Source organism: Citrobacter sp. CK189 (assembly GCF_030333505.1).
Taxonomy (GTDB): Bacteria; Pseudomonadota; Gammaproteobacteria; order Enterobacterales; family Enterobacteriaceae; genus Citrobacter_B; species Citrobacter_B koseri.
In genome coordinates this window covers 935,887-947,406 of the sequence record NZ_JAOWFV010000038.1, presented here as the reverse complement: position 1 = coordinate 947,406, position 11,520 = coordinate 935,887, and the positions used below count along the sequence as shown (strand labels likewise).

Sequence of the window (11,520 nt, the reverse complement as noted above, 5' to 3'; positions counted from 1 at the left end):
CCGCCTCCCTACGCCGCCTTCGGCTGCTTTTCGTAGAGGAAGTGAAGAATCTGCTGGCGCAACTGGTGGTATCGGCTGTCGTCAGCCAGCTGCACGCGATTACGCGGGCGAGGAAGCGTGACGGGCAAAATGTCGCCTACCGTCGCCGCCGGGCCGTTGGTCATCATCAGCACGCGGTCGGAGAGCAGCACCGCTTCATCCACATCGTGGGTAATCAGCACAATGGTGGTATTGAGCGACTGCTGGATTTGCATCACCGTGTCCTGCAAATGCGCGCGCGTCAGGGCGTCCAGCGCGCCAAACGGTTCATCCATCAGCAGCACTTTGGGTTTCATCGCCAGCGCCCGGGCGATGCCGACGCGCTGCTTCATCCCCCCGGACACTTCTCCCGGATGCTTGTGCATGGCGTGCCCCATTTGCACCCGTTCAAGATTGTGTTCAATCCATTCCCGACGCTCTGTTTTCCCCATCGTGCGGCGAAAGACCCGATCAACCGCCAGCGCAACGTTATCGAAGCAGGTCAGCCACGGCAGCAGCGAGTGATTCTGAAAGACCACCGCCCTTTCCGGCCCCGGCCCGGCGATTTCCCGGTTGTCGCAAATAAGCCCCCCGTCGGTAGGGAGCGTAATTCCGGCAATCAGATTCAACAGCGTCGATTTCCCGCAGCCGGAATGCCCAATAAGGCTGACGGTTTCACCTTCATGAATGTCGAAAGAGACGTTTTGCAACGCCAGAAATTCGCCGCTGGCGGTAGAAAAACGCTGACTGACGGCCTGTACCTGAATTAACGGTTTCATGATGTTCCCCTTATTTTTCCTGCCAGCTAAAACGACGCGCCACCAGCATTAAGCCCAGCTCCAGCAGCAGGCCAACCACGCCGATGATGACGATAGCGATGAGAATGTTTTCCACATTGAGGTTGTTCCACTCGTTCCAGATCCAAAAGCCAATGCCGAGGCCGCCGGTGAGCATTTCCGCCGCCACAATCACCAGCCAGGCGATGCCGATAGACAGGCGCACGCCGGTCAGCACCGCAGGCAGAACCGCCGGAAAGAGAATACGGCGCATCACCGTCCATTCCGGGAGTTGCAGGACACGGGCAACATTAAGGTAATCCTGTGGGATGCGGCGCACGCCTTCGGCGGTGTTGATCACCATCGGCCAGATAGAGCAGATAAAAATGGTCCAGCTTGATGCCGGTTCCGCTTTCTGAAACAGCAGCAAGCCAATTGGCAACCAGGCCAGCGGGCTGACCGGTCGCAGCAGCGCGATCAGCGGGGTAAACATGCGCGAGAAAAAGGTGAACCGGCCGATCAGGAAGCCAAGCGGGATACCCACCAGCGCCGCCAGCCCAAAACCAATCGCCACGCGCTGTAGCGACGCCAGCACATTCCAGCCAATCCCCATATCATTAGGCCCACCGTTATAAAACGGGTCGGCAAACAGCGTCAGCGCGGAATCAAGGGTGCTGAGCGGCGTCGGGAAGCCTTTGCTGTTAATGGCCGCCAGTTGCCAGCCCACCACCAGCAGCGCCAGCCCCAGCAATGCGGGAACGGTCCGCTGCGCCAGCGTTCGCATCAGATGCGACAGCGGCGGATTACGCCTGCGCACCGTAACGGGCGGCAGCGTAATCACTTCACCGGCGGCGGGTTCAGGGATGCGTCTTTGCGCGTTTTGTACTGTTTTCATGTCAGGCCCCTTGATGATGGAGAGTGAAACTGTTGGCGTAACGTTCGGGGTCCCGCCCGGTCCATACGGAACCATCCATGAGGGTGCTGGTGCGTAACAGCTGAGAAGGCGGCGTGATGCCGCCTACCGCTGCGGCGGCGTCCCGCCAGATGTCCGTGCGATTAATCCGGGCGGCGATGGCGTTATAATCCGGCGCGTCCTTGAGCAACCCCCAGCGACGAAACTGCGTCAGGAACCACATCCCGTCGGAATGCCACGGAAAACTCACTTCCGCATCGTGATAAAAACGAATGGCGTGCGCGTCCTGCCAGCGATGCCCTGCGCCGTTGTCGTACTCGCCCAACATACGTCCGGTCAGGTACTGCTCTTTGGTGTTGAGCCAGGCGCGACGGGCCAGTATTTGTGCGGTTTCGCGTCGGTTTTCCACTGAGGCGTCGATCCAGCGCGCCGCCTCCAGTACCGCGCTGACCAGCGCTCTGGCGGTGTTTGGATGCTGTTCGACCCAGTCACGGCGCGTTCCCAGGATTTTTTCCGGGTGATCGGGCCAGATGGCCTGCGAGGTCGTGGCGGTAAAACCAATACGATCATTAATCGCGCGGGCATTCCACGGTTCACCGACGCAAAAACCCACCATGTTGCCAATACGCATGTTCATCACCATTTGCGGCGGCGGCACGACGACCATTCGGACATCAGAGAACGGGTCAATACCCGCGCTGGCCAGCCAGTAATAGAGCCACATCGCATGCGTTCCGGTCGGAAAGGTATGCGCAAAGGTGTAAGTGCCGGGCGCTTGTCCGGCGATCATGTTTTTCAATCCGCCAGCATCGGTAATACCTTTCTCCTGGAGCGCCGTCGACAGCGTGATTGCCTGCCCGTTCTGATTTAGCGTCATCAGGTTCGCCATCGGCTGCGGCTTACTGGCGATACCAAGCTCAAGACCATAGAGCAGGCCATACAGCACATGCGCCGCGTCCAGTTCGCCGGAAACGAGTTTGTCGCGCACCGCCGCCCAACTGGCCTCTTTGGTCGGCACGAGGGTAATGCCGTATTTCTTATCAAACCCTTTCAACGCGGCGATGATCAGCGGCGCGCAGTCGGTGAGCGGAATAAAGCCGACTCTGACAATTTCAAGTTCGGGTTTGTCCGACCCTGCCGCCCACACGGACTGCATCAAACCGGGCACCAGCAGCGCCCCGCCCATCGCGGCCCCTGCCTGCAATAATCGACGTCGCGTCAATGAAACAGACCTGTCACCCATACATGCTCCCCATTGCAAAAAAAAAAGCGCCCGGCAATGCCGAAGCATTGCAGGACGCCTTTATCCCAAACGCGCGCAAACCGTCGTTGGTTTGCCGCTAAACTGTTTTCAGAACTCTTTTACCATTTCAGTATTGCAATTCAGATGCCAACATCAACATGCCCCTATTCCGCCGCTTTTCAGGCGGTACGCGAACGCGCTTGCACCCGAATCTGGCACACGATGCCCAGCCATTGTGCAGCTACCCTTTGGTTGTCACCTGCCAGAGCGATTTCACCGTGAGCAGCGCACGCGCGATGTCCACCATCCGCTGGTTCTTATCCATCGCCATTTTGCGCAGCGACTGCCAGGCCTGCTCTTCAGACAGATTCTGGTGATGCATCAGCACATATTTGGCCTTATCAATAACCTTTCGCTCCTCCAGCGCATCCTGTAGCGACGCCAGTTGCCCGCTGAGCTGCTCCAGTTCCCGCGCCTGTTGCCGCACAACCAGCAGCAACTGCTTATCCCGACGCAATGAGAACGTATCGTCGGTGGCATCATCCAGCCAGCTGGCGAGCGGCAACGTTGTCTCATCCTGCGCCAGACGGCGCTCCACCGCAGACATTAACTCGGCGATCAGCATCTCCTCGATGCTGCGCAGTTGCTCCAGCCGTTGCGTCTGGAGCGTGAACCAGCGTAAAGCGCTTTCGCCCTTATCGGGCGCAGGCTGGCGCGTACAGGCCAGGCGGCGCCACTGTTCGATAGCGGCTTCCGCTTCGCACTGCTGGCGAAATGCGTGAACCACCGCCGGTGACGCCAGCGATATAAAGGTGTCAAAGCAGAGCTGCTGTCCGTCAATGCGATCCACCAGTTCCTGTCGCATCTCGTGGCTGAACGCCCCTTGCGTGAACCCTATCGCCCCCAGCGCCCGCTCCTGCCCCACCAGCTCCTTACCCTGCATAAAGCTGTACAGCGCGACCATCCCTCCGGCGATGTGGGGATGGTCGATGTTGTCGTTAAGCTGCGGCACAATGCTTAGCAGGTGGCGCAGCGTGCGGCTGTACTGATCCATCGCCTGTGGCGCATCGCTATGCCGTCCACTGACCGCTTCGCGCAGCTGCGGCAACTGCTCCAGACACCAGACAGCCCCGGCGATGCGATGACAGAGCGCGCTGTTCGCCATCGGCCTCATCTCCTGCAACAGGGACTGCAACCGGGCGTGTTCTTCGTCCACCAGCGCGCGGCTGGCGCGTATCTCCGGCCCATAAAGTTGCCCTGCGGAACACAACCAGATGTTGGATGCGCCGCGTTCGCACTGTAGCATATGCACCAGATGGCTAATCCGGGACACCAGCTTCCCTGACTGCGCCAGTTGGCGAAGCTGCGTATTCTCAAGCTGGCGCGCATAATGAAACCATTGGGTGGCGCCGGGGCGGCTTTCCATATTCGTCATCATCGTTGCTCTCCCGGGTAACAGGTCTACCCGTACTACAAGCAATATCCATGCCCCCCTGACAACAGGAGTCAAAATGCAAAAGATAGTGATCGTCGCAAACGGTGCGGCATACGGTAGCGAAGCGTTATTTAACAGCCTGCGTCTGGCCATTGCGCTACGTGAACAGGCCGGCGACCTCGATCTGCGTTTATTTTTAATGTCGGATGCCGTCACCGCAGGATTACGCGGACAGAAGCCTGCGGAAGGTTACAATATCCAGCAAATGCTGGAGATCCTGACCGCGCAGAACGTCCCGGTGAAACTGTGTAAAACCTGTACCGACGGGCGGGGAATCACCACATTGCCGCTCATTGACGGCGTGGAAGTCGGTACGCTGGTCGAACTGGCCCAGTGGACGCTGGCGGCGGATAAAGTTCTGACCTTCTGATCCCTGGCGCGGGAATTGCCCCTGGTTTCCGCGCACCTTCATTAGCGCTTAACGCGCGTTTAGCCCTGCTGATACTATTTTCTTATGGACGCGGTTGCAGCCTCAAGATTCGTCGCCCGGTAGCCGATAGGATTTCCAATACCACACTGAAGGAAATACTATGTTCAGCTCAATTCGCGCCCGTATTATTGCGGCGACAACGGGATGTCTGGTTGTCGCCCTCCTCCTTAACACGCTGATTAACCTTCAGGTAACGCGTCTCGATAACCGACAAGCGCAGCAGGATACGCTCACCAGTACCAGCGCCAGCCACAGTCTGGCGATTGCCGACTGGGTTAGCGGTAAAATGAATATGATTTCCTCGTTGCAGCAGGCGGCGCTAACCGACGATCCGGTGCCGGTATTTCGTCAAATGGCGCTGGGCGGCGGCTTTACGAATATCTATGTCGGGTATGCCAGCAAAACAGCAAAATTCTCCGACCCGGCAGGCATACCGCCAGATTTCGATCCGACGTCACGCCCCTGGTATCAACAGGTTGTCAGCGCTGACGCTGCCGTCGTTACGGCCCCCTATGTTGATGCCGGAACCGGCAAGCTGGTGGTAACGTTCGCCGTTCCGGTGAAAGAGAATGGCGAACTGAAAGCGGTGGTCGCCGGTGATGTCGCGATGGATGCCGTCGTGGCGAATGTACACGGTATTCAACCGACGCCCGCCAGCAGCGGTATGTTGCTCGACCAAAACGGAACGCTCATCGCCGCCAACGATCCGGCGCTGACGATGAAACCTTTCGCGCAGGTCGTCAGCGGCGTGGATTTCAATCAGGTAAAAAGCGGACACCCTGTTCAGGCGCCGATCGGCGAGAGTAGTAAAACGCTGCTGGCGACGCCGGTGCAAGGAACCCACTGGTGGCTGGTCGTGGCGTTAGACGAAAAAGAGGCAACCTCCGGCATGCTGGCGCTGCTGAAGGCGTCCACCCTGTCCCTGCTGCTGTTGGTTCTCGCGGGCGGCGCAGTGATGCACCTTCTGGTGGCTCGCCTGATGAAGCGTCTGTCCACGATCCGCGACGCGATGCATGCCATTGCCAACGGGACGAACGATTTGTCTCAGCGTTTGCCGGACAGTGGCACGGACGAGGTCGCGCAAATCGCCAGGGCGTTTAACGGTTTTAGCGATAAGCTGTCCGTGGTAATGGTACAGCTACGCGATGCCAGCGCCTCGGTGAAAATGGCCGCGCAGGAAATTGCCGCCGGTAACCGCGACCTTTCAGGCCGTACCGAGCAGGCCGCCTCCAGCCTGCGTGAAACCGCCAGCGCCGTTGAGCAAATCACCGCATCGGTCGCCCAGTCCACGGAATCTGCCGCCGAAGCCAACGATCAGGCGCAAAAAGCCTCACAGGCCGCCACGCGCGGCGGCGACGTGGTCTCGCAGGCAATCACGACAATGCAATCTATTGAAGGGGCATCGGCGAAAATCGGCGATATCACCAGCGTGATCGACGGCATTGCGTTCCAGACCAATATTCTGGCGCTGAATGCTTCGGTCGAAGCCGCCCGGGCGGGAGAGCAAGGCCGCGGGTTTGCCGTTGTCGCGGGTGAAGTGCGCAACCTTGCCAGCCGCAGCGCGCAGGCGGCAAAAGAGATTAAATCGTTGATCGACTCCACAACCACCAGCGTCGCGACAGGTTCACGTTATGTTCATCTGGCCGGAGAAAGTATGCAGGAGATCCTGTCCAGCATCGGCCACGTCTCCGGCATCATGCATGAAATCAGCATCGCCACCAGTGAGCAGATGAAAGGCATTCAGGAAATAAATCACTCCGTGAACCACCTTGATCGCATGGTGCAACAGAACGCTGAACTGGTGGTGCAGTCTGCCGCCGCCGCAGGCGCCTTGCAGAGCCAGGCAGGCGAGCTGGCTGAAACTGCCGGGCATTTCCGAATTTAATCTTATAAGGGCGTGTTTTTGTCGAAAGTTACCACGCCCTTTCAATGATTTTCAGGTATTTTGTCATTTTTGTTTAATGGTTATGCCATTTTTTGATCAAAATCAGCATCCGTGAGCTCACCCTTTGGTGTTATGCAGTGAGTGAAATGTGAACAACATCACGCAGCACTTCCGCAAGGGAGTACGTTGTTTTCAAGAACGGGGTGAAAAATGGCATTAGTGAAAGCAAGTTTGAAATTGTTTGGTGGGGATACGGTGATAGTGCGTTGTTCTGAACGCTGCCACATCCATTTAATGAGCGAGAAAAAACACGTCAAAGACACGCAGACCGATATTTTAAGCGTGCAGAACCGTGATAATGCCTGGCTGACCGTACCGTACACCGGTGTCTGGAACGTGCTGATCGACAGCCACAGCCAGTCACTGGAACACTCCATCAGTTATATCGCAGCCTGATGTTTTTGCCCCTGGATTCAGGGGCAACGCTCAGGCAAATCCGGGGTTGAATCCCCTTTCCGGCTGATTCTCGCCTAACAAGCCTCTGACTTTCGCCACCAGATCGTTCAGGCAATCGTCCCGCATCCCCAGTCTGGCAAGCTCCTGTTCCAGCGAGAACAGATATTGCGCGTTGGTGCCCAACGGCCCACTGGCAGCAGCGATCAGCGGCGCGATAATCTGAGCGCGAGTATCCGACTCATACAACGGGTGTCGCGGGTCCATAATAAACACCAGCGCATTGACCGTCCGGCCATCATCCAGCGCCAGCTGGCACCAGGTGGGAAGATAGCAGCCGGTAATCATTTCCCGCTTCCACAGCAGCGTCAGCTCCTGCTCCAGCGCGTTCTCCGGCAGTTTATAAGCCACGCCAGTAGTTCGCCCGCCCTCTTTCAGCGCCAGCATCCGTCCGGGCTGGCACGCCGTTCCACGCCCTGCCGTCAGACGCAGACAAAACGCCCGGTGCCAGCCGACCAGCGTACCGGTACAGGACTCGTCAAATTCTAACACCGGATTCCACATCAACGATCCATAACCGAAGATCCACACCGGCCCATCATCGGGCCTACAGGCAAGCGTCGCCGCCAGTGAAGCGGCCCGTTGTTCTGCTGACCAAAGTAGTGATTCTTCAATAGCGCCAAACGCCGTTTTACAATCGGCATTCAGTAAAAAATCACGCGTTAACACCTTACACCTCCGCCACTGCAAACTTCCCTGCAACACTTTTTTGACGCCTTCCGGGCATTTTAACTGCTCATTTTGAAACCACTAACAGGACAATATGCAATTCAATCGCCGCTTGCAAGGCAACAGACGCTCAACGCGCATCATTTGCCTGGTCTGGTATGAAGACGATCAGCGCTTTTTATGCCACTTATCATCATCCCCTTTTTGGTAATCATTTTTGACGGCAGCCCAGGCAACCTTATGCGCGGTCTCCTCCCGGCTGGCGTCGTCACGTCTGTCCGCTTTATCTTTATATTGTTCCCAGGCGCTATTAAACGCCTCTTTATAGATATCCTGCGCGTGCGCAGGCAGCACATTCTGAACGCTTTCCGGCAAATCGCTTTTCGTTTTATAAGGCATTGCTGACTCCTCTTTTTGCTGTAAACCTTTAGTGTGGTCAACAATGTTTTGTCTCGCCAGTCGGGTGCTATTTTACTTTTTATTTGTCACTAACCCACTGTTATTCATATACTCTCTAAACAAGACGTACTTTTTTATTCACTCTGCGGGGAAAAATAGCCCATGCCGTAAAATTACGTAAAAACACAATGATGAAGCCGCGATTTCTGTTATTTTTTACAATCTTTAATACATTTATAATTAAAAACACCTGCGGAGATGGAGAATCATAATGACACACGCACATGAGGCGGTGAAAACCCGCCACAAGGAGACCTCGCTTATTTTCCCGGTTCTGGCACTGGTGGTGCTGTTCTTATGGGGAAGCAGTCAGTCACTACCAGTGGTCATCGGTATTAATATACTTGCCCTTATTGGTATTTTAAGCAGCGCTTTCAGCGTTGTCCGCCATGCGGATGTATTAGCGCACCGACTCGGCGAACCTTACGGTTCCCTTATCTTAAGTCTTTCTGTCGTTATTCTGGAAGTGAGTTTAATTTCCGCATTGATGGCCACCGGCGACGCCGCGCCAACACTGATGCGCGATACGCTCTATTCAATCATCATGATTGTAACTGGCGGACTGGTCGGTTTTTCTCTGCTGCTTGGCGGTCGTAAATTCGCCACGCAATATATGAACCTGTTTGGCATTAAACAGTATTTAATTGCCCTGTTTCCGCTGGCGATTATCGTGCTGGTCTTCCCTATGGCGTTGCCAGGGGCGAATTTTACTACGGCTCAGGCGCTGTTAGTGGCGCTTATTTCCGCCGCGATGTACGGCGTTTTCCTGCTGATTCAGACGAAAACGCACCAGAGTTTATTCGTTTACGAGCATGAAGATGAAAGTGATGACGATGACCCGCACCACGGCAAACCGTCCGCGCACAGCAACATCTGGCACGCTGTATGGCTGATCGTACATCTGATTGCCGTTATCGCCGTGACGAAAATGAACGCCAATCCGCTGGAGACACTGTTAACCGAACTGAATGCGCCAGTGGCATTTACCGGTTTCCTCGTGGCCTTGCTGATCCTCTCCCCTGAAGGGCTGGGCGCGCTGAAAGCGGTGTTGAATAACCAGGTACAGCGAGCCATGAACCTGTTCTTTGGTTCGGTACTGGCAACCATCTCCCTGACCGTACCGGTGGTGACGCTGATTGCATGGGCTACCGGAAATGACCTGCTCTTCGGTTTGGGCGCCCCGGAGATGGTGGTAATGGTGGCCTCGCTGGTGCTGTGCCACATTTCTTTCTCGACCGGGCGAACCAATGTGTTGAACGGCGCGGCGCATCTGGCTCTGTTTATCGCTTACCTGATGACCATTTTTGCCTGACGGACAAAAAAGCCCGGTAGCGTTTACGCTTTCCGGGCTTACGAAACCGCGTTTATTGTAGGCCGGATACGGCGTCAGACGCCCTCCGGCACACATCATCCCCGCTTAGTGTTCGGTATCCAGCTCGCCGAAGCTTTTCACCAGATCGTCAATCGCTTTAATTTGTTTCAGGAACGGTTCCAGCTTCGCTAACGGCAGCGCGGACGGACCGTCACATTTCGCATGCTCCGGGTCCGGGTGCGCTTCAATGAACAAACCGGCCAGACCTACCGCCATACCGGCGCGCGCCAGTTCGGTAACCTGCGCGCGACGACCGCCGGACGCGGCGCCAAACGGGTCGCGGCACTGCAACGCATGGGTGACGTCGAAAATAACAGGCGAGTTACCGGAAACTTTCTTCATCACGCTAAAGCCCAGCATATCAACAACCAGGTTGTCGTAGCCGAAGTTCGCACCGCGATCGCACAGGATCACTTTATCGTTGCCGCCTTCGTGGAATTTGTCCACGATATTGCCCATCTGACCGGGGCTGACGAACTGCGGTTTTTTCACGTTAATGACCGCGCCGGTTTTTGCCATCGCTTCCACCAGGTCGGTCTGGCGAGCGAGGAATGCCGGAAGCTGAATGACATCCACCACGTCAGCGACAGGCTGCGCCTGACTGGCTTCATGAACGTCGGTGATCACTTTCACACCAAACGTTTGTTTCAGTTCCTGGAAAATCTTCATCCCTTCTTCCAGACCCGGGCCACGGTAAGAGTGAATAGAAGAACGGTTGGCTTTATCAAAAGAGGCTTTGAACACATAAGGAATACCCAGCTTCTGGGTCACGGTTACGTAGTGTTCACAGATACGCATCGCCAGATCGCGTGATTCCAGCACGTTCATACCGCCAAACAGCACAAACGGCAGGTCATTTGCCACGTTGATGTCGCCAATGCTAACCACTTTTTGTTTCATAGGATCGCCTTAACCATGGGTAAAATGTCGATTAATTAATGCAAAACAATTTGCTTGTGCGCAATGGTATTAATCTGCGCACGAATCATTTCGCTGATCGGGTCTTCTGGACACTGTTCAACAAAATAACTTAAATCCGTCAACGCAACATGTTCACACTCCAGTTGCGCATAAATCAGCCCCCGGTCGCGGATCTCGTAAGGGTCTTCCGGGTTAAATTGCAGTAACGCTTCGCTGGCGCGCAACGCCAGTTCCATTTGCCGCTCTTCCATCAAGGAAGATTTCAGCGTATCCAGCAACTTGCGAATGACCTCAGCGTTATCCGCCTCATCCAGATCTTCGTTAAACAGCTCAGCGACCGGGCTAATATTGCCCTTCAGCCAGACTTCCAGCGTATGCTCATCGAGCGTTTCGCCGTTAAATGGGTTGATCAGCCACATTTCCCCCTCCAGCGATTCAATACGCAGAATCAACTGGGTCGGGAAAATGACCGGCACCAATGGGAGACCCAGCCGGTGAGCCAGCCACAATAAGATTGCGCCTAACGATACCGCGCTCCCCTGGCGGTTTTTCAGAACCTGATCGAGCCATAATGCATCAGAAAGACGGTAGACGCCGTGGGTATCTCTGAACCCCCACTCGCCATAAAAAAGTGCCAGCAATTTTTCCAGTTGCTCATCCTGAGACAGGAGCTGGCTAATTTCTTCATGCGCCAGACTGGCCAGACGTTCCAGTTCGTCATAGACCGCTTGCGTCGGAAAATCCAGGCGGATCGATTCCGATGCCAGGATCATCCCATCGCACAGTGGCGCTTTATTAAATTCGAAATCAGCTAACGACCTCATGA

General features: G+C 55.8%; 12 protein-coding genes. 4 read left to right on the top strand and 8 right to left on the bottom strand.

What is annotated here, in order from left to right; genetic code table 11:
• Positions 1–8 precede the first annotated feature (8 nt).
• The 4 genes from OGV83_RS14395 to nasR all read right to left on the bottom strand — a co-directional run bounded on the left by OGV83_RS14395 (position 9) and on the right by nasR (position 4,388).
• Positions 9–797 (bottom strand): ABC transporter ATP-binding protein, encoded by a 789-nt coding sequence (locus OGV83_RS14395; RefSeq protein ID WP_012132175.1) that lies wholly within the window; start codon positions 795–797, stop codon positions 9–11.
• Between the two features lie 10 nt (positions 798–807).
• Entirely contained in the window at positions 808–1,689 is an 882-nt protein-coding gene (gene ntrB, locus OGV83_RS14390; protein WP_248622713.1) for a nitrate ABC transporter permease, read from the bottom strand.
• Position 1,690: 1 nt separating this feature from the next.
• On the bottom strand, positions 1,691–2,950 hold the full coding sequence (locus OGV83_RS14385; protein ID WP_110494190.1) for a CmpA/NrtA family ABC transporter substrate-binding protein: 1,260 nt from the start codon (positions 2,948–2,950) through the stop codon (positions 1,691–1,693).
• 241 nt (positions 2,951–3,191) lie between these two features.
• A complete protein-coding gene (gene nasR / locus OGV83_RS14380; RefSeq protein WP_081353188.1) occupies positions 3,192–4,388 on the bottom strand; it encodes a nitrate regulatory protein NasR in 1,197 nt (398 codons plus the stop codon).
• 73 nt (positions 4,389–4,461) lie between these two features.
• Here nasR and OGV83_RS14375 point away from each other — a divergent pair, with 73 nt between their 5' ends.
• The 3 genes from OGV83_RS14375 (at position 4,462) to OGV83_RS14365 (ending at position 7,216) form a co-directional block, all read left to right on the top strand.
• Positions 4,462–4,815: a DsrE/DsrF/TusD sulfur relay family protein gene (locus tag OGV83_RS14375; RefSeq protein WP_049010651.1), complete on the top strand. Its 354-nt coding sequence runs from the start codon at positions 4,462–4,464 to the stop codon at positions 4,813–4,815.
• A 160-nt stretch (positions 4,816–4,975) separates the two neighbouring features.
• A complete protein-coding gene (locus tag OGV83_RS14370; RefSeq protein ID WP_248622715.1) occupies positions 4,976–6,760 on the top strand; it encodes a methyl-accepting chemotaxis protein in 1,785 nt (594 codons plus the stop codon).
• 210 nt (positions 6,761–6,970) lie between these two features.
• Positions 6,971–7,216: a DUF1883 domain-containing protein gene (locus tag OGV83_RS14365; RefSeq protein ID WP_012132167.1), complete on the top strand. Its 246-nt coding sequence runs from the start codon at positions 6,971–6,973 to the stop codon at positions 7,214–7,216.
• Positions 7,217–7,246: 30 nt separating this feature from the next.
• Here OGV83_RS14365 and OGV83_RS14360 read toward each other — a convergent pair whose 3' ends face one another.
• Positions 7,247–7,942: a gamma-glutamylcyclotransferase gene (locus OGV83_RS14360; RefSeq protein ID WP_048902386.1), complete on the bottom strand. Its 696-nt coding sequence runs from the start codon at positions 7,940–7,942 to the stop codon at positions 7,247–7,249.
• 168 nt (positions 7,943–8,110) lie between these two features.
• Entirely contained in the window at positions 8,111–8,341 is a 231-nt protein-coding gene (gene chaB / locus OGV83_RS14355) for a putative cation transport regulator ChaB (protein ID WP_012132165.1), read from the bottom strand.
• Between the two features lie 271 nt (positions 8,342–8,612).
• Here chaB and chaA point away from each other — a divergent pair, with 271 nt between their 5' ends.
• Complete coding sequence (gene chaA, locus OGV83_RS14350; RefSeq protein ID WP_012132163.1) at positions 8,613–9,713, top strand: sodium-potassium/proton antiporter ChaA; 1,101 nt, start codon at positions 8,613–8,615, stop codon at positions 9,711–9,713.
• A 105-nt stretch (positions 9,714–9,818) separates the two neighbouring features.
• Here the strand turns inward: chaA and kdsA are convergent, their stop codons facing one another.
• Both kdsA and sirB1 read right to left on the bottom strand, forming a co-directional pair.
• Positions 9,819–10,673: a 3-deoxy-8-phosphooctulonate synthase gene (gene kdsA / locus OGV83_RS14345; protein ID WP_012132162.1), complete on the bottom strand. Its 855-nt coding sequence runs from the start codon at positions 10,671–10,673 to the stop codon at positions 9,819–9,821.
• Positions 10,674–10,708: 35 nt separating this feature from the next.
• A complete protein-coding gene (sirB1, locus tag OGV83_RS14340; protein ID WP_012132161.1) occupies positions 10,709–11,518 on the bottom strand; it encodes an invasion regulator SirB1 in 810 nt (269 codons plus the stop codon).
• Positions 11,519–11,520 lie beyond the last annotated feature (2 nt).

Coding starts and splice junctions, on each gene's coding strand:
- OGV83_RS14395 (WP_012132175.1), bottom strand. CDS start 797: ATGAAACCGTTAATTCAGGTACAGGCCGTCAGTCAGCGTTTTTCTACC.
- ntrB (WP_248622713.1), bottom strand. CDS start 1,689: ATGAAAACAGTACAAAACGCGCAAAGACGCATCCCTGAACCCGCCGCC.
- OGV83_RS14385 (WP_110494190.1), bottom strand. CDS start 2,950: ATGGGTGACAGGTCTGTTTCATTGACGCGACGTCGATTATTGCAGGCA.
- nasR (WP_081353188.1), bottom strand. CDS start 4,388: ATGATGACGAATATGGAAAGCCGCCCCGGCGCCACCCAATGGTTTCAT.
- OGV83_RS14375 (WP_049010651.1), top strand. CDS start 4,462: ATGCAAAAGATAGTGATCGTCGCAAACGGTGCGGCATACGGTAGCGAA.
- OGV83_RS14370 (WP_248622715.1), top strand. CDS start 4,976: ATGTTCAGCTCAATTCGCGCCCGTATTATTGCGGCGACAACGGGATGT.
- OGV83_RS14365 (WP_012132167.1), top strand. CDS start 6,971: ATGGCATTAGTGAAAGCAAGTTTGAAATTGTTTGGTGGGGATACGGTG.
- chaB (WP_012132165.1), bottom strand. CDS start 8,341: ATGCCTTATAAAACGAAAAGCGATTTGCCGGAAAGCGTTCAGAATGTG.
- chaA (WP_012132163.1), top strand. CDS start 8,613: ATGACACACGCACATGAGGCGGTGAAAACCCGCCACAAGGAGACCTCG.
- kdsA (WP_012132162.1), bottom strand. CDS start 10,673: ATGAAACAAAAAGTGGTTAGCATTGGCGACATCAACGTGGCAAATGAC.
- sirB1 (WP_012132161.1), bottom strand. CDS start 11,518: ATGAGGTCGTTAGCTGATTTCGAATTTAATAAAGCGCCACTGTGCGAT.